Annotated in this window: 22 protein-coding genes and 1 pseudogene; all 23 read left to right on the top strand. The window is 26.7% G+C overall.

The window, feature by feature from the left end; genetic code table 11:
• Nucleotides 1-135: 135 nt before the first annotated feature.
• Nucleotides 136-366, top strand: a complete 231-nt coding sequence (locus tag RYM86_RS17415; RefSeq protein WP_315082067.1) for a hypothetical protein — start codon at nt 136-138, stop codon at nt 364-366.
• Between the two features lie 10 nt (nt 367-376).
• Nucleotides 377-646: a hypothetical protein gene (locus RYM86_RS17410; RefSeq protein WP_315082066.1), complete on the top strand. Its 270-nt coding sequence runs from the start codon at nt 377-379 to the stop codon at nt 644-646.
• Complete coding sequence (locus tag RYM86_RS17405) at nt 639-917, top strand: hypothetical protein (protein ID WP_315082065.1); 279 nt, start codon at nt 639-641, stop codon at nt 915-917. Before RYM86_RS17410 ends, RYM86_RS17405 begins: the two co-directional genes overlap by 8 nt.
• 1 nt (nt 918) lies before the next feature.
• The gene (locus RYM86_RS17400) at nt 919-1086 is read left to right on the top strand and encodes a hypothetical protein (protein ID WP_181894093.1); all 168 of its coding nucleotides are present in this window, start codon (nt 919-921) and stop codon (nt 1084-1086) included.
• A 45-nt stretch (nt 1087-1131) separates the two neighbouring features.
• On the top strand, nt 1132-1827 hold the full coding sequence (locus tag RYM86_RS17395) for a hypothetical protein (protein ID WP_315082064.1): 696 nt from the start codon (nt 1132-1134) through the stop codon (nt 1825-1827).
• A gap of 300 nt (nt 1828-2127) precedes the next feature.
• Nucleotides 2128-2865, top strand: a complete 738-nt coding sequence (locus tag RYM86_RS17390) for a PBECR4 domain-containing protein (RefSeq protein WP_208346903.1) — start codon at nt 2128-2130, stop codon at nt 2863-2865.
• Nucleotides 2866-2977: 112 nt separating this feature from the next.
• Complete coding sequence (locus tag RYM86_RS17385) at nt 2978-4414, top strand: SEFIR domain-containing protein (RefSeq protein WP_208346904.1); 1437 nt, start codon at nt 2978-2980, stop codon at nt 4412-4414.
• Nucleotides 4415-4474: 60 nt separating this feature from the next.
• Entirely contained in the window at nt 4475-4888 is a 414-nt protein-coding gene (locus RYM86_RS17380) for a terminase small subunit (protein ID WP_115639813.1), read from the top strand.
• Between the two features lie 351 nt (nt 4889-5239).
• Nucleotides 5240-6487, top strand: coding sequence for a PBSX family phage terminase large subunit (locus RYM86_RS17375; RefSeq protein ID WP_164807370.1), 1248 nt, complete (start codon nt 5240-5242; stop codon nt 6485-6487).
• Nucleotides 6488-6504: 17 nt separating this feature from the next.
• Nucleotides 6505-7899, top strand: a complete 1395-nt coding sequence (locus tag RYM86_RS17370) for a phage portal protein (RefSeq protein ID WP_164807371.1) — start codon at nt 6505-6507, stop codon at nt 7897-7899.
• Complete coding sequence (locus RYM86_RS17365; protein WP_315082061.1) at nt 7886-8803, top strand: minor capsid protein; 918 nt, start codon at nt 7886-7888, stop codon at nt 8801-8803. The genes RYM86_RS17370 and RYM86_RS17365 overlap by 14 nt, the downstream gene beginning before the upstream one ends.
• Nucleotides 8804-8874: 71 nt before the next feature.
• Complete coding sequence (locus tag RYM86_RS17360) at nt 8875-9465, top strand: DUF4355 domain-containing protein (protein WP_315082060.1); 591 nt, start codon at nt 8875-8877, stop codon at nt 9463-9465.
• Nucleotides 9466-9545: 80 nt separating this feature from the next.
• Nucleotides 9546-10367 carry a phage capsid protein gene (locus RYM86_RS17355; protein WP_208346909.1) on the top strand — a complete coding sequence of 274 codons (822 nt, stop codon included), beginning with the start codon at nt 9546-9548 and terminating at the stop codon, nt 10365-10367.
• A 56-nt stretch (nt 10368-10423) separates the two neighbouring features.
• On the top strand, nt 10424-10708 hold the full coding sequence (locus RYM86_RS17350; RefSeq protein ID WP_164807375.1) for a hypothetical protein: 285 nt from the start codon (nt 10424-10426) through the stop codon (nt 10706-10708).
• The gene (locus RYM86_RS17345; protein WP_283702998.1) at nt 10708-11025 is read left to right on the top strand and encodes a hypothetical protein; all 318 of its coding nucleotides are present in this window, start codon (nt 10708-10710) and stop codon (nt 11023-11025) included. The genes RYM86_RS17350 and RYM86_RS17345 overlap by 1 nt, the downstream gene beginning before the upstream one ends.
• On the top strand, nt 11015-11365 hold the full coding sequence (locus RYM86_RS17340) for a hypothetical protein (protein WP_283702999.1): 351 nt from the start codon (nt 11015-11017) through the stop codon (nt 11363-11365). Before RYM86_RS17345 ends, RYM86_RS17340 begins: the two co-directional genes overlap by 11 nt.
• Nucleotides 11362-11712: a hypothetical protein gene (locus tag RYM86_RS17335; protein ID WP_164807378.1), complete on the top strand. Its 351-nt coding sequence runs from the start codon at nt 11362-11364 to the stop codon at nt 11710-11712. The genes RYM86_RS17340 and RYM86_RS17335 overlap by 4 nt, the downstream gene beginning before the upstream one ends.
• A 15-nt stretch (nt 11713-11727) precedes the next feature.
• Nucleotides 11728-12288 (top strand): hypothetical protein, encoded by a 561-nt coding sequence (locus RYM86_RS17330; protein WP_164807379.1) that lies wholly within the window; start codon nt 11728-11730, stop codon nt 12286-12288.
• A gap of 52 nt (nt 12289-12340) precedes the next feature.
• Nucleotides 12341-12880, top strand: coding sequence for a hypothetical protein (locus RYM86_RS17325; RefSeq protein ID WP_164807380.1), 540 nt, complete (start codon nt 12341-12343; stop codon nt 12878-12880).
• A 110-nt stretch (nt 12881-12990) separates the two neighbouring features.
• Nucleotides 12991-13197, top strand: a complete 207-nt coding sequence (locus RYM86_RS17320; protein WP_221367040.1) for a hypothetical protein — start codon at nt 12991-12993, stop codon at nt 13195-13197.
• Between the two features lie 22 nt (nt 13198-13219).
• Nucleotides 13220-15607 (top strand): phage tail tape measure protein, encoded by a 2388-nt coding sequence (locus RYM86_RS17315; protein ID WP_315082056.1) that lies wholly within the window; start codon nt 13220-13222, stop codon nt 15605-15607.
• A gap of 19 nt (nt 15608-15626) precedes the next feature.
• On the top strand, nt 15627-16340 hold the full coding sequence (locus tag RYM86_RS17310; protein ID WP_283703001.1) for a distal tail protein Dit: 714 nt from the start codon (nt 15627-15629) through the stop codon (nt 16338-16340).
• An 11-nt stretch (nt 16341-16351) separates the two neighbouring features.
• A pseudogene (locus RYM86_RS17305) lies at nt 16352-16773 on the top strand (peptidase M23); the annotation flags it as partial.

Here is a 16773-nt window from a genome sequence, read left to right as displayed (position 1 = left end):
GATTAGAACCTAATTGGAAGAATGAATTAATAAAAGTTAATGAAATCTATGATAAATATGGAGACCTAAGTTACATGGAAACTGAAGATAATTTAATGTTTATAGATGAGAATGGTGAAATTGTGGGGTGTTTATATGGATAATAGTATGTTTACTAAGAGAGAGAAAGAACAATTATCTAAAATTATAAATATTGAAGATTTGCTAGATATAGAAATTGCAACAATTATAATAAATAAATTTCCTAATAATACAGAAGAATTGTTTTATGACAATTATGATAAGATGATTGAAACTTATGGAATAGAATTATGTGAAATTTTCAGAAAATGTTTAGATATTATTTGGTTTGAAGCAAGAGAATAGGAGAGATATTATGGATGCAGAAGAATATAAGATGATTAATGATTTAGGTTTTACAAATGTTTACGTTGATAGTAAAAATATAAAACAAATACTTATAGATAAAAATAAAGTTATTATTTTTAGAGACATATACATGACAGAATATGAATTAGATAATCATGGAATAAAGATAGCCAAAATAATAATTGATTTATTAAAAAATATTAGACCGGATATAAAGATAATTGATGATATAAGAAAAGATAAAAAATTTAAATTTAGAGGTGTTAATAATGTTTAGAGATGAAATTAGAAAATTAATAGAAAGTGATGAAAACAAAATTAAAGAAATTGAAAGAAATATGGTTAAAAAAATTTTAAAGGACATAAAAGAGTATTTTAAAATTGGAGAAATAATAACAGATGGTAATAAAGAACTAGGAACTATAGTGGATGTAGACAATCGTGGTTTTATAACTGTAGAACTAAACAAAGAAGCTTCAAAAAAATTTGAAGCTAAAATAACAAGTTTTTATTATGCAGAAGACATTGAAGTTAAAAGAGAGAATTAATATGAATAATGAAATAATAAAGAAAATTAATAAAGAAATAATGGATACTAAGGTTAATATATCATATAAAGATTTTGAAAGTATAGTGAGAGAATTACAAGATAAGGATAAAGAAATTAGAGAATTAAAAAAATTTAAAAATATACCAAGAGTAGAAAACTTAAATTAAATTAATTTTAAAATTTAAAAAGATAAGAGAATGGAGAGATTTAATATGAATAATGGAATAATAAAGAAAGTAAATGAAGGAATAATGGATACAAAGGTAGATTTAACTTATAAAGAATTTGTAGATTTATTAGCTGAAATACAAAAGAAAGATAATGAAATTGAGTATCTTAGAAATACTATAGAAGATATGATGGAAGAAGAATCTGAAGAGTTTTTAGGTGAGAGTGAATATAATGAGTGTGAGGAGCTTGAAGAAGAAAACAGAAAAAATAGTGGGAAAATAAATGCGGATTGGATAAAAGCTGGTAGTAAAGCTTGTTCTGAAGCTTTAAATTTTGAAAAATCATTAGATAAGTTTAGAGAATTTTTAGAAACCGATATTGGAAAGTGTGATAATGGATATATAACAGATTATCCAAATTTTCAAGAGTTAATAGATAAAGAGAGACTTAAAGATTTAGAGTCTAAGAAAGTAGAAGATCTTACATTAAATGATTGTATAGAAGAATGTTTAATAAGATTAGATTTAGGACAAGATAAACATAAAGGTAAATTATTTGAAATAGATTTAACTAGATATTTTCATTTATTATATTGTCATAGAAGAGAACAAAATTATGTAACTGATTCAATAATGGATGAAGGTTATGAAGAAGTTCTTTTAAATATAAAACCAGTAGGAATAATAGGTTATGGGTTAAAACATAAGGTTACTTTAAAAGTTAGAATTCCAGAATAAAGAGTACATAATTATATTACCCCTAAATATATAGATTATACAAAAAAGTGTCAAGAATAATTGACAAAATACCCATGTGGATATATAATAAATATAGATAAAAAAATAATTTATATATTAAGTGATATATTTTGAGTATTATATATCAAGGTGGACTAGCACACCTTCCCCAGGACAGTTTAACTGTATCCGAAGCTCATCTAGGGGACGTTAAAAAAATATTAGATGCAAGGCTAGTGGTTTGTATGTAAGCTCTAGATTGTTTTCTGGAGCTTTTTTTATTTTATAGAGGGGTAGACTATGTATACTATTGATAACTTAAGAGAGATTGAAAAACCTATAGAATTAGAAAACTTAGATTTAAAATTATATGCTAGATTTTTTCAAAAGCATTTATCTAATAGAGAATATTTTATTGAATTGCAAAATGGTAAAGTATTACACTTTACTATAAGAGATGAACATTTACCACATTTAATTGCTTTACATTACTTTATTGATAAAGAGAATGAAAATTTAAAACTACATAGGCATAGTGAATTGAAGTGGGAAAAAGGATTTAAAAATCTTTATGATGGTGATATAAAAGCTGAACATTTATTAAGTGTTTACAGAGGTAAAGGGAAAAATAGAAAAAAAGTTTTTAAAGATTATAGGGAAAGAATTTTAGGATTTCCATTTTCATATCAAATGATTAGAAAAAGTGGTTTTTTTGTTTATGAAGCGAAGAAAGATTCAAGAATCAAAGGTGATTATTTATTTGCAATAGATATCGATAATACAAAATATCATTTTATTTTTATTAATGATTCTAGTGTTAAAGATGATAATTATGTTCCTATAACATTTATAACAACTAAACCTAATGATTTCAATTTTTTTAATCACGAAAAAAGTATTAAAGTTAATAAAATAACTATCCATAATTTATTGGATAATACTACTGAAGAATATGTATTTGAAAATATAGATTTTATTACAGCGGTAAAAAGAGAAATTGTATTGACAAAAGTTGATGAAATAGACAGTTTTAAATAAATAGTACATATGAACTTAGTTGGACAAGCTAGGTTCTTTTTTATTATATGAAAACTTAATCTTCTTTGATATAATTTATATATAAAAGTATAAATTAAAAGGGGTTAAGAATATGGAAAATAGTGAAGTAAAAAAGATATTTATATCATATAGTTGGACTACACCTAAACATGAAAAATGGGTTTTAGATTTAGCAGAAAGACTTGTATCTGATGGTGTTGATGTTGTTTTAGATAAATGGAACCTTAAACCAGGTGAAGATAAATATTCGTTTATGGAAAGAATGGTTACTGATGAAGATATAAACAAAGTTCTTATTATATGCGATAGCAAATATAAAGAAAAAGCAGATGGTAGAAATGGAGGAGTTGGCACTGAAACACAAATAATAACTCCAGAATTATATACAAAAGTAAATCAAAGGAAATATATACCTATAATAGCTGAATATGGAGAAAGTTTTGAGTCATATATACCAGCATACGCTAAGTCATTAATAGGTATAGATTTGGCAAGTGCTTCAGATTTTGAAAAAAATTATGAAGAGTTATTAAGAGATATCTATGATAAACCTAGATATGTTAAGCCAAAACTAGGAAAAATGCCTTCTTTTTTGTTGGACGATGAAAACAAAACTTTAAAGGCCATAACATTTAAAAGTAGAGAAATAAAAAATCATATTATAAATGGGAGAAAAGATTTAGTTTTATCTTCTTTAGAAGACTTAAATAAATTATTTTTTGAACAATTAGATCAATATAAATTAAATTCAAATGATTTAAAAGATCCGAGTTATAGTATTCCAATGCAATATATATCAGAAATGAAATATTTTAGAGATGAATTTATAATGAATTTAATAAATTTATTAAACTTTTTAGAAGAAGAAGAACTTTCAGATTATATTATAGAATTTTTAGAAGAATTATATGCTTATTATGATTATAAAGGTGAAGGTACATATAATCAGTGCTGTTTAATGCACTATAGATTTACAATACATGAATTGTTTATTTGGATAAATATGATTTTGTTAAAATATAAAAAATTTAATATTGTGAGAAAGTTAACACATATAAAATATGTATTAAATGATAAGTTTGAAAGAGATATAGATGAAAATACATTTGAAAAGTTTTATTATTCAGGAGATTCTTTTGATACAGTGAATAGAGATGAAGGTCATAATAAGTATTCATTTTCAGCTCATTTAATGCAACAAAGAGGAAATTTAAATGGAAAAGATTATACAGAAGATTTAGTCAATTGTGATTTAATTTTACATTATATATCAATGCTTAAAGAAGAACGTAGATATTGGTGTTGGTTTCCTTTAATGTATATATATAAGAAAACTAGAGTTATTAAATTATTTTTAAGGTTAGATACTGACGATGAAATAAATAGAGTAATACAGATATTTGGTGTTAAAGATAAAGAGGAGTTAAAAAAGAGAATAGAAGAAAGATATACTGATTGGAGACCTTATGGATATAATGGATGTTTTCATAAAGTTGAAAATATAACAGAATATTTAAAGCTTGATTAGATGTTCAGAAGCCTAATTCATGGCTTCTTTTTTTATACTTAAAAATAGGAGGTGATAAACATGGCAAAGAAAAAATTTAAATTTACTAAACCACCTAAGTTTCAAGATCCAGATGAGTTTGATAAAGCTATAGAAGATTATTTTAATAGTTGCATAGAAAATGAAAAACCATTTACTGTTACAGGATTAGCATTAGCTTTAGGGTGTAACCCTTGTACATTAAGAGATTATAGAGATTGTATGGATAATGATGAGGTGCTTAAAAGTTTAGATGATGATGTTAAACTTCAGATTTCCACATCGGTAAAAAGGGCTTATCAAATTTGTGAAAATTATGCAGAAGAGAAGCTTTTAGATGCAAAAGTTAGCAAATCTCCAATAGGATATATATTTGCATTAAAGAATTTTGGTTGGAAAGATAAAATTGAACAAGAAATTACTAACAAAACTTATGATGTAGATTTAGTAGATTAATGCATAAAAACTGAATAAATGGTGTATAAAACTCTAAAATATGTATTATTATACAATTGGTTGTGAATAAATAATGTTTTAAGTAAACTTATTTAGATATATAGAAAATAAAAGAAATATTCAAAACGCTACAACCATTGGTATAACTAGGTTTCAGAGTTTTATACATTTATAACTTCGCTAAATCACCGTTTCACGAAGTTGCATAATTTTGGAAGTGTAACCCTAGATAGTAAATTTAATGTTTATAAAGGGGTGGGTACTTCTTTTATAGGATATGGCTGTTCGTGGTCGTGGTTAAGAAAAATATCGCATATAACAAAAAGGACTTTTAAAGAAAGGAGGAATTATTTGGCTAGAATTAAAATTAACAAAAGAGTTTTTAATGAAGTTTATTTACCACAGTTACAAAACTATGAAAAAAGATTTAATGTATTTTATGGTGGTGGTGGATCAGGTAAATCTCACTTTGTAGTTCAAAAAATGATTTACAAATATCTTAAATATCCAGGAAGAAAATGTTTAGTTGTTAGAAAAGTAAACGCTACATTAAAAGAGTCTATATTTGCATTATTTAAAAGTGTTCTAAGTGATTGGCAAATATATGATGAATGTAAAATAAATAAAACTGATTTAACAATTGAATTACCTAATAAAAGTTTATTTGTATTCAAGGGAATAGATGATCCAGAGAAAATTAAATCTATAGCAAACATAGATGATATAGTTGTTGAGGAATGCACAGAGATAGATGAGTTTGATTTTGACCAATTAAATTTAAGACTTAGAAGTAAGAAACCATATAATCAGATTCATGTTATGTTTAATCCAGTCTCAAAATCAAATTGGGTTTACAAAAGATGGTTTAAGAATGGCTATGATGTAAAAGATACTATAGTTTTACATACAACATATAAAAATAATAAATTCTTACCAAAAGATTATATAGATTCTCTCTTAAAGTTAGAAAAAGATAACCCTGTATATTTTAGAATTTATGCTTTAGGTGAATTTGCGACATTAGATAAACTAATTTATACAAATTGGAAGGAAGAATCTTTTGATTATAAAGAGATTTTAAAAAATAATAGAAATACTAAAGCTATATTTTCATTAGACTTTGGATATACAAACGATCCAACAGCATTTGTATGCTCTATTATAGATAAAATTAATAAAAAGCTATGGATATTTGATGAATTTCAAGAGAAAGGTCTTTTAAATGATGAAATAGCAGAAAAAATTATTGATTTAGGGTATAGAAAAGAAGTTATAGTATGTGATAGTGCAGAGCCTAAGTCTATAGAAGAACTAAAGCGTAATGGATTATCAAGAGTAAAGGGAGCAGTCAAAGGAAGAGACAGCATTATAAATGGTATTCAATTAATTCAACAATATGAAATTATTGTACATCCTAAGTGTACTGAAATTATAGAAGAATTAAAGAATTATACCTGGATTAAGGATAAGACTACAGGTGAATATACAAATAAACCAATAGATAAATATAATCATGGTTTGGATGCTTTAAGATACGGAGTTAGTACTGAAGTAGGAAGTAAAAGTAGTAAAGCAATATTGAGAATATTTAATTACTAAGAAAGGAGAGTGAATTGATGGCCATAGATATTGAAAAAGTAAAAAATCTTAGAGAAAAGTTTGATAAGAAACTAAGTACATATCAAAAAATGGATGATTATTATAATGGAAAAACTGATATTCAAACTACATATAAAACATCTAAAATAGGATTGAATAGAAAAATTAATGTTAACTTTTGCAAGAAATTAATAGATGAAGAAGTTAGCTTTGCTATTGGTAATCCTATAACTTATGTACCAAGACTAACAATAGCAGAAACTATTGAAGGTAAGTCTGTACAAGATAGTGTAATAGAAGCTAATTTAGTTAATTTAGTTATGAAAGAAAACATTAATGCAGATGCTATATTAGCTACTAATATGTTAAAGTTTGGAGAAGCTATTGAACATTATTATTGGAAAGATAATAAATTTAAAATAAAAGAATATAATCCATTAAGTGTAATAACTGAAAGAGATGAAGAAGATGAAGTTATTACTGCATTAAGAGTATTTAAGTTAAATGATATAGAATACATGGATTATTTTACAGATAAAGAGGTTATTAGGTTAGATGCTGATTACAATATCGTTGAGACAACACCTCATTATTTTGGATTTTGTCCTATTGCATATGGAAGTCAAATAGGGGGTTCTAATAACACAATATATAATGATATAAAAGCTTTACAGGATGCAGTAGAAGGTATAATAAGTGATTTAAGTAATGAAATAGGTGACAGTAGATTAAGTTATTTAATTTTAAGAAATGTTAGTGTTCCAGAAGAAATTAAGCAGCAATTTACAGATAAAAAAACAGGAGCAATAAATTATGAAGGTATTATGGAAAGTATCTTAAAAGGAATGAGAGATAATGCTATTTTAAATATAAATAGTGATGAAGAAAATAAAAGTGCTGGAATTGATTATTTAATTAAGAGTGTAGATGCAGACATGCATATACAAGCATTAGAAAAATTAATGGATATGATTTACCAAGTATCTCAACATATTAACCTTAACGATAAACCATCCTCAAATACTTCAGGTGTAGCATTACAGACAAGAATAATTTCTTTAAGAAATAAAGTTAAAATGCAACAAAATTGTTTAACTAAAGTCATTAAAAAGAGGATTAAGGCTATTATTACAATGATGATTAAAAATTTTAATAATAAAGATTTAGATTATGAAAAAGTTGGAATAGTCTATAATATGAATGTTCCTAGTGATAATGCAGCTATAGCGGATATAATGACTAAACTATGTATTCCTGGATATTTAGATGTAGAAACTGGATTATCTCAGTTAAGTTTTATAACTAATCCAAAAGAAATATATGAGAAGGCTCAAGAAGAATTTAAGACTAGATTAAAAGGTGAACAAGAAGCAAAGGAATCAATAATTGGTAATTTAAATGAACATATTTAATGATGAAATTAAAGGATTAAACAAATTAACTAAAGGACAACAATTCTTTGTAAAAAATTTTATTGAGTTTTCTAAAGAGTTATATAGACAAGGTGATAAAGTATTACTAGAAATACTAGAATTACAAAATAATAATGCAGAAGAGTTATTGAATTTAATTAGTAAAATAATGCTTAAATATAATATTTCAGATAGCAAAATGCAAATATCTTTAAATAGTCAAGTTCTTATAACAAAAGAAATTGATAAGAAGATAAATGAATTTATGAAGGCTGAATATACTAATGAAAATACTGTTATTACAAAAGCATTAAATAATTTAGCTAAAGATAAATATAATATAAATTCTTATTTATTAAGTCTAGGTATGGATTTTAGTATAAAGAAAATATCAGATAAAGATTTAAAAAGAATATTAAATAAAACTATAGATGGACAAAATTATTCTAATAGGATTTGGAACAATAGAGAGGACATAGCTAAAAAGCTTAAAGTACATATTAGAGATTTCCTAAGTGGTAAAATTAATTGCAATCAAATAGAAAAAGAAATAAGAGATAGATTTGAAGTAGATAAATTCTATTCTAAGAGAATGTTGAGAAATGAAATTTGTAGAGTACAAAACGATATTAATGAACAGTTTTTTGAGGATAATAATGCAGAATATTTATTATATAGTGCAACTTTAGATTCAAGGACTTGTTCAAAGTGTGCTACTGATGATGGAAGAGTATTTAAGGTTGATGATCCTATGAGACCTGAACTACCAAGACATGTTAATGATAGATGTTGTTACATACAGTTACCAAGCAAAGATTATAGACCAGATTTTAGGATAGATAATACAACAAAAGAAAATATAGAATATAAAGATTATCAGGAATGGGCTAAAGAAAACTTATAGCCTTATTTTTATGCAAAAAATTAAGAAACTTTAGGGGTTGAATACTCTAAGGGATGAAAGGAGAAATAGAAATGCTAAAAAGTGAATTATTAGAATTAATTAAAGATATTGAAGACGAGGGAGAAATAGATGAGATAATTACATCTAAAGGTTTTGCAAAGCCTTTAAATTTTGGAAATAAAACTGTAGCTACAGAAAGTGATCTTAAATCTTTAATAGATTCTGAAAGAGATAAAGGAATTGAGGGCTTTAAAAAAGGTGGTATGCAAAAAATAATTGAGGCGGAAATTCTTAAAAGAACAAATAAAGAAGAAACTCCAGAACAGAAACAAATAAGAGAATTAACAAAAAAATTTGAAGCAATGCAAAAAGAAAAAACAAGAGCTGAAATGGTGGCTAAATATAAAGATACTTTATCTGAAAAGAATATACCAAGTAAACTTATAGATTTTGTATTAGGAGAAGATGAAGAAACTACCAATGCTAATATAAGTTTATTTGAGGATAGTATGAAATCTTATATAGATTCTCAAGTATCTGAGAGATTGAATGGGGGGTACGTACCACCTAAAGAGGATAGCAATATATCAAAGAGTACATATGAACAGTTACTTCAAAAAGATGATTTATCTTTAGAGGAAGCTATGAAAGCATTTGAATAATATAAGACTTTTTAAAAGGTTGAATTAGTCTATAAAGAAAAATGCCTACAATAATAAAAAAGTAAAGGTGGAATAATTTTATGGCAATAGAAAATTTTAAGAAAACATTATGGGAAGCAGGATTAATAACAGAGTTCAGAAAGAGTTCAGTAGCAAGATTAATTTCTACTAAACCATCAGATAAACAAGGGAATAAAATAATATTCAACAGATTAACAACAAGTAAACCTAAGGATTATAATGGATCAATTGATTGGGATGAAATCAATACAACTCCAGTTGAAATGGTATTTGATAAGAAAAAATATTGGGCAAAAACAATGTCTGATTTAGATAAAGTGCAACTTGTAAAAGACTTAATGAAAGAGGTTATAGCGGATCAAGCAGCTTCTGTAAGAGAGCAAGAAGATACTGATTTCTTTGCAACTATAGTAGCTGATAAAGGTATCCAAACTTTAAATAAAGGTGGAAGTCCAATAACTATAACACCTGCAAATATATATGAAAAAATAGTTGATATGGGAACTAAATTAAGTAAAAAGAAGGTATCAAGAAGTGATAGATATGTAGTTGTGGATGCAGAGATATTAGGTCTATTATCAAAAGATGCTAGATTTACAAGAAATCCATCCGTCCTAGAAAATGGTATTGTAGAAGGTCAAAAGATAAATGGACTTCAAGTAATTTGTTGTGAAGAGTTACCAGAAAATACAATAATAGCATTACATAAGAGTGCTGTTGGATTTGATGCACAATTAGAAGAAACTGAAGCTATGAGACTTCAAAATTCCTTTGCAGATGGTGTAAGAGGATTAGATGTATATGGAACTAAAGTTCTAAGACCAGAAGCTATAGTTACATTAAAATATAGTGTAAATCCAGGAGATGCTTTAGAAGCTTAATATATATAAGGGTGTACTAACGTATGCCCTTTAATTTTATAAAGGAGGGCATATAAATGACAGATGAACAAATTAAATCAATAGCAATAGATCAAATTTATTATTATTTAAATGACACATCAAAATATACAAAAGAATACATTCAAGAAAACTTTCAAAGTGCAATTATAATATTAAGCAAAAACTTAGAATCATATTTTTGTCAGAATCCAAACATAAAAGAGTATAGACTTGGAGAAAAATCTATTACTTATTCAAATGGAGGAGTAAAAAGACTTTTTAATGATGTAAAAGGATTATTACCACATCCTAAAATAAAAAAGGTTGAGGTGATGTTTTAATGGGAATATATGAAGATGTTTTTAATAAAGTAAGTGAGATTGAAGAAAAAGAAGGATTACATATTAAAAAAATATATAAAGTAAATAAAGAAATATTTAAATGTGATATACAGCCAATTACAGAGCAATCTATTAGGTATATTTGGGGAGAAGAAATAAAATCTAAGTTGCAAATGTATTGTAATGAAAATTTACTTATTTACGATATACTCGTAAATGATAATAAAACATATAAAATAGAAGCTAAAAAAGATTGGAAGGAATATAAAATATATGCTTTATTAGAAACTGATTTGGAGGTGTTTTATGAATCTTAAAATTGAAAACAATATAAATCTAGCAAAACAAAAGTTTTTACAATCTTTAAGAGATGCAGCTAACGAAACAAAATTAACATTAATAGCAGATACCCAATCAGTAACCCCTGTAGGAAGTAAAGAAAAAGGAAGTTTACATCCAGGAGCTTTAAAAAGAAGTATAAATGGTAATTATAGAGTAAAAAATTCTGGTGATATAAAAATAGTTGTAGGAAGTCCATTAATATATGCCAAAAAAGTAGAATTTGAAAATAAAAGTTATATAAGAAGTACATTTAATAAGGATTTAGATAAGGTATCTGATATATTTAATAAGCACATGAAAGAAGCAGAGCTATGATGTTAAAAAATTACGAAATAGAATTAAGTAAGCTAATTCCAAATGCATTAGATTTAATTCCAAGCAACTTTGATTATACACAAAATATAGCAATAGAAATTAAAATCGCAGAAGGAATTGATGAAAAGAATTATTGTAATGATATTACTTTACAAGTTAGATTTGTTGGTATGTTTGATAAAAAATTTGAAATTATAAATAAAACGTTAGAAACTGATAAATTATTAAATCAACATAAATTTTCTAATAACGATTGGATTATAAGGGAAAACATTTGGTATACAAGTTATATTGATGAAGAAAAATTTAATACAGTCTTAATGTATAAAATAAGAAATTATAAATAGAAAGGAAAGATGTTAATGCAAGATATAGGAACAGCTAAAGAACATAATCTTATTCAAAATGAAGGTGCAGTTTATATAGGTGATTTTAGTGAAATACAAGCTACAAAAGAATTCATAGAGGGTTTAAAAGAGAAAATGTTAGGAGTTTTTAAAGATAAACTTCAAATAAATGCTAAGCCTAAAATTAGAGATATTAAAAATGCTGCTGGTAAAGTAAAAGGATGGCAAGATATAGATCAATGGGATGTAAAGATTACTGGAGATTTATTAGATTTTAATTCAAAGTTATTAGAATCTAGTTTATTAAAAAAAGAAAAAGAAGGTCATTATATAGCTCAAGTTGGAATACTTGATGAAAGTGATTATAAAGATGCCCTTATAGTAGGTGAAAATATAAAAGGTGAATATAATATTATTTTAGTAAAAGATATTATAAATAAAGAAGGCTTAAATTTTGAAATGAAATCAAAAGATGAATCAGCCTTTAAAATATCTTTGGAAAATGCTTATGATACAAAAACAATACCCTTAGAAATATTTACAAATTTTAAAGATATGGAAAGTTCACATAAATAGAGTAGATTAAATTCTACTCTATTTTTATATATGAAAGGAGATTTAAATAACAATGAATATAGAAGAAATTAAAAACTATGATTTACATATTAATGGTAAACAGGCTGGAGAAATATTTAATTTAATAAATAAAATTGGCATAAAAGAAGAATTAAAAAAAATGTTTTTCGGTGATGAAAAATTAAGACAATTAAAACTAAACTATGACTTAAAAAATAAAGAGCTTGGTGAAGGTGTAGAAAAAATAATCTTAGAACATATGGATACTAAAGAGTTTAAATCTTTAAATAAAGATGATAAAACAAGATTTATAAATAAAAATGCTACTGAAGAGTTATTAAAATTACAACAGGAAGTTAGAAAGCTTGAATTAGAAATACATAGTTTTTCTGGTAATACAAGTTTTGATTTATTAAGTGTAATAATGGACAGATATTATTCTAATCAAGAATTATTTTATAAAGTATTAGGTAGTTTATATAAAATGACTCCCGAAGGAATTGCTGAACAAAGTTTTTCAGTAATCGTAGCTATGTTAAAAAGAATAATGACATCAGATGATATAAAGGGAATTGTTCAGGTTTTCAAGTAAGCACCCAACTCGAAGAAGAAACTGGGTGCAAATTAAGAGCCTTATTATTTAAATATCATGCATATGATTGGATCTTACAAAATGATATAAGATACAGTGTGGATATTATAATGGACATAATAGAACAAGAAATGAATGAAAGAAATTATAATCAATATTGCTTAATTAATGCTATTAACGTAACTTTTGGAGATTCAGAATGGTTAGATTTTAAAGATACTTTGCAAAGAAATATTAAAGTTAACGTTAGTGTTAATAAAGATGAAATTAAAAAAATAAAAGAAAAACAAATAAATATATTAAATAAACTCCTTTAGAGTTAAAGAAAGGAGGTAAAATATGTCTGAAATATATGTTGCAAGTGGTGATATACGAATTGATGCTGAGAGTGCTTTATTAGCTTTTGATAAAGTAGAAAGTAAATCTCATAGCTTTGAATCTACAATGAAACAAACAGGAAACACTTCAACAGAAGCGAGTGGTAAATTTAGTAAATTTGGTGAGCAGTTGAATTCTATAGGCGAAAAGGCTATGTCAACTGGTAAGAAAATGACACTAGGTTTCACCACTCCTTTTTCATTAATTGGTAAAAAAGCTATTGATGTAGGGATGAATTTTGAATCTGAAATGAGTAAAGTTTCTGCTATAAGTGGTGCTACAGGAGAAGACTTCTTAAAACTAAAAGCTAAAGCTGAAGAAATGGGTTCCAAGACTAAATTTAGTGCGGCTGAGGCTGGTCAAGGTTTAGAATATATGGCAATGGCTGGTTGGAAAACTAATGATATGTTAAATGGTATAGAGCCTATACTTAATCTAGCTATAGCAAGTGGAGAAGAACTAGGAACTACATCAGATATCGTGACAGATGCACTTTCTGCATTTGGATTACAAGCTAAAGATGCTGGTATGTTTAGTGATGTTCTAGCGGCTGCAAGTAGTAACGCAAATACCAATGTTGGTATGATGGGAGAAACTTTTAAATATGCAGCACCAGTAGCAGGATCTCTAGGATATACTATTCAGGATACTGCACTAGCTATAGGTCTTATGGCAAACTCAGGTATCAAAGCATCTCAAGCTGGAACGGCACTTAGGAGTGGCTTAACTAGACTAGCTAAACCTACTGGAGATGCTGCCAAAACTATGAAAAAGTATGGTATTTCCATTAAAGATAGTCATGGAAAAATGAAATCATTTAAAACTATTATGAGTGAATTAAGACAAAAAATAGGACACCTTGATAAGTCTACACAAGCAGCAGTTGTTAGTACTATCTTTGGGCAAGAAGCTATGTCTGGATGGTTAGCTGTAATAAACTCTTCAAGTTCAGATTTTGATAAGCTTTCTGGAGCTATAGAAAATTCTCAAGGTGCAACTCAAAAAATGGCTGATACTATGAATAACAACGTTAAAGGTAGCCTAGCTGAAATGAGAAGTGCCTTAGAGGAATCTTGTATTAAAGTCTTCGAAGCACTAGCCCCTAGAATTACCGATATAGCTCATGGTATCAGTAATTTAGCTAATAAATTTAGTAGCTTAAATCCTGGAGTACAAAAATTTATAGTTTATACAGTTAGCTTAATCACAGCAATCGGCCCGCTATTAATAATTTTTGCTAAAACAATAAAAGCTATAGGAACAATAAAGAAAGGCTTTTCTTTACTTAATAAAGGAATTAAAAGTGGGATAGTTGGAGTAAAAAACTTTACTAGAGCTACTAAAAGCGGAACAAATGCTATCGGTAAATTTGGTAAAGGAATAGTTAGTGTAACTAAAGCTATAGGAAAGTTCATAATTAACTTAGCTAAATCTACTTTACAACTTATTAAAAACGGAGCTTTATGGGTGGCTAATAAGGTGAAAATGTTAGCTTATAAAACAGCACAGATTGCTGTAACTGGAGCAACTAAAGCAATGACATTAGCACAAAAGGCTTTAAATTTAGCTATGAAAATGAACCCTATAGGATTAGTAATTACTCTTCTTCTAGGATTAGCTGTTGTATTTGTAACTTTATACAATAAGTGTGAATGGTTTCGTAATGGAGTAAATAAAGTTTGGAGTTTTATAACTTCTGTATTTACCAAATTCTCTAATTTCTTAACAGGAATATTTACTACAGATTGGACTAAGTCTTTTGGAGTATTTGGAAATATAATAAATGGATTTGTTAAAAACATAGAAAATAGATTTAATGCTATTAAACGAATTTTCAGTGGAGTAATCGAGTTTGTAAAAGGTGTATTTACTGGAGATTGGTCTAGGGCATGGCAAGGCGTTGTAGATATTTTTGGTGGAATAATGGATGGCTTAGGAGCTGTTATTAAAGCACCATTAAATACAGTTATTAGTTTAGTTAACATGGCCATAGATGGATTAAATAAAATAAGCTTTACTGCACCAGATTGGATACCAGGAGTTGGAGGAAAACATTTTGGAGTTAACATTCCAAAAATGAATTACCTTTATACAGGAGCTGTATTTGATGAACCTACATTACTAGGTAATAATACAGTTGTAGGAGATAAGTTTAAAGGACAAGGCAAACAAAGAGAATATGTTTTACCAGAGCCACTAATTCGTCAAGTAGTAAAAGAAGAAGTAACTTCTGTAATTTCTAAACTAGGTATATTTTTAGATGGAAAGGAAGTTGGACATGCTTTGGGTAAACATAAAGATGAGATAGATAAAGGTTATCAAGAAAACAATCCATTTGTAATGGCATAAAAATAAAGGAGGGGAAGATATGGATTTAAACACATTAATTTTTAATGGAATAGATAGCTTACAGAAACTAAGAGTTGGGGTACAATCTTACCCCTCTATTAATATACCTAATGAAGATTATGAAGAATATAAGGTTATAGGTAGAAATGGCTCTTTAACTGTAAATAAAGGAACTTATGGAGATATAAAAATTTCATTTGAATTAAGCTTACTTAAATATGATGATTTTAATTACTCTATAGATAGAATAAATAATTGGTTAAATAACATAACAGACAAGAGACTTTTTTATGATAGAGAAGATAGATGTTACATAGTAAAAAAAGTATTAAAAGAAGGACTTAAAAGATTAGAGCAAAACAAAGGTGGAGAATTTAAAATAACTTTTATATGCGAACCTTTTATGAGTGATCCTAATGATACTAGCATTACTATTACTCAAAATTCTTTTGAATTCTATAATAATGGAAATATGAATTCTAATCCAACTACTAAAATATATGGAAATGGAACTGTAGAATTAAACCTAAATGGTAATATTATTTCTATTAAAAACTTAGAAAATTATGTAGAGTTAAATAGCCATTTATTACAAAGTATAGATAGTAATAAAAGAAGTAAAGATTTAGATTGTATTGGGAATTTCCCAATTATAATACCTGGAATAAATAGATTAAGCTGGACAGGTAATATAAATAAAATTGAATTAAATTATAGAGCAAACTATAGATAAGGAGGGATTATATGGTTGATGGAAAAATAAGAATTGCTGTATTCCCTTCCAATACCCCTAGGGATAAGGTATTAAGTTCTAACGGGTATTCTTTAGATAACTGGTGTACTTTAGCAAATGGTTTTAAAGATCTAGCTGGTAACTTTAGATTTGAAGGGAACTTTGTAAATGATAAGGAAAGACCTGAGATTGAAAAAGGTTATATCTTGAAAGTTCTTGATGAATATGGAAGAGATGAAATATTTAGAATAACTACTTGTAATAAAAATACTATGATTACTTCTATAATTGCCTTTCAAATCACGATTACCGAAACTCAAAGTTTATGGCTTGATGATGTAAGACCAACTGAATGTAGTGGAACAAGTTCTATACAATATATCTTAGATGGAGCTAATAGCTTTGGCTTTCCTAAAGAGATTTTTGTAAGTAG

Source organism: uncultured Clostridium sp. (genome assembly GCF_963527835.1).
In the GTDB taxonomy this organism is placed as follows: domain Bacteria; phylum Bacillota; class Clostridia; order Clostridiales; family Clostridiaceae; genus Clostridium.
This window is presented reverse-complemented; position numbering and strand designations above follow the sequence as displayed.

What these genes read in the sequence shown, in the direction of transcription:
- RYM86_RS17380 (WP_115639813.1), top strand. Translation starts at nt 4,475, where the DNA reads ATGGCAAAGAAAAAATTTAAATTTACTAAACCACCTAAGTTTCAAGAT.
- RYM86_RS17310 (WP_283703001.1), top strand. Translation starts at nt 15,627, where the DNA reads ATGGATTTAAACACATTAATTTTTAATGGAATAGATAGCTTACAGAAA.
- RYM86_RS17350 (WP_164807375.1), top strand. Translation starts at nt 10,424, where the DNA reads ATGACAGATGAACAAATTAAATCAATAGCAATAGATCAAATTTATTAT.
- RYM86_RS17360 (WP_315082060.1), top strand. Translation starts at nt 8,875, where the DNA reads ATGCTAAAAAGTGAATTATTAGAATTAATTAAAGATATTGAAGACGAG.
- RYM86_RS17410 (WP_315082066.1), top strand. Translation starts at nt 377, where the DNA reads ATGGATGCAGAAGAATATAAGATGATTAATGATTTAGGTTTTACAAAT.
- RYM86_RS17370 (WP_164807371.1), top strand. Translation starts at nt 6,505, where the DNA reads ATGGCCATAGATATTGAAAAAGTAAAAAATCTTAGAGAAAAGTTTGAT.
- RYM86_RS17415 (WP_315082067.1), top strand. Translation starts at nt 136, where the DNA reads ATGGATAATAGTATGTTTACTAAGAGAGAGAAAGAACAATTATCTAAA.
- RYM86_RS17395 (WP_315082064.1), top strand. Translation starts at nt 1,132, where the DNA reads ATGAATAATGGAATAATAAAGAAAGTAAATGAAGGAATAATGGATACA.
- RYM86_RS17340 (WP_283702999.1), top strand. Translation starts at nt 11,015, where the DNA reads ATGAATCTTAAAATTGAAAACAATATAAATCTAGCAAAACAAAAGTTT.
- RYM86_RS17400 (WP_181894093.1), top strand. Translation starts at nt 919, where the DNA reads ATGAATAATGAAATAATAAAGAAAATTAATAAAGAAATAATGGATACT.
- RYM86_RS17320 (WP_221367040.1), top strand. Translation starts at nt 12,991, where the DNA reads ATGGACATAATAGAACAAGAAATGAATGAAAGAAATTATAATCAATAT.
- RYM86_RS17355 (WP_208346909.1), top strand. Translation starts at nt 9,546, where the DNA reads ATGGCAATAGAAAATTTTAAGAAAACATTATGGGAAGCAGGATTAATA.
- RYM86_RS17365 (WP_315082061.1), top strand. Translation starts at nt 7,886, where the DNA reads ATGAACATATTTAATGATGAAATTAAAGGATTAAACAAATTAACTAAA.
- RYM86_RS17345 (WP_283702998.1), top strand. Translation starts at nt 10,708, where the DNA reads ATGGGAATATATGAAGATGTTTTTAATAAAGTAAGTGAGATTGAAGAA.
- RYM86_RS17390 (WP_208346903.1), top strand. Translation starts at nt 2,128, where the DNA reads ATGTATACTATTGATAACTTAAGAGAGATTGAAAAACCTATAGAATTA.
- RYM86_RS17325 (WP_164807380.1), top strand. Translation starts at nt 12,341, where the DNA reads ATGAATATAGAAGAAATTAAAAACTATGATTTACATATTAATGGTAAA.
- RYM86_RS17405 (WP_315082065.1), top strand. Translation starts at nt 639, where the DNA reads ATGTTTAGAGATGAAATTAGAAAATTAATAGAAAGTGATGAAAACAAA.
- RYM86_RS17385 (WP_208346904.1), top strand. Translation starts at nt 2,978, where the DNA reads ATGGAAAATAGTGAAGTAAAAAAGATATTTATATCATATAGTTGGACT.
- RYM86_RS17335 (WP_164807378.1), top strand. Translation starts at nt 11,362, where the DNA reads ATGATGTTAAAAAATTACGAAATAGAATTAAGTAAGCTAATTCCAAAT.
- RYM86_RS17315 (WP_315082056.1), top strand. Translation starts at nt 13,220, where the DNA reads ATGTCTGAAATATATGTTGCAAGTGGTGATATACGAATTGATGCTGAG.
- RYM86_RS17330 (WP_164807379.1), top strand. Translation starts at nt 11,728, where the DNA reads ATGCAAGATATAGGAACAGCTAAAGAACATAATCTTATTCAAAATGAA.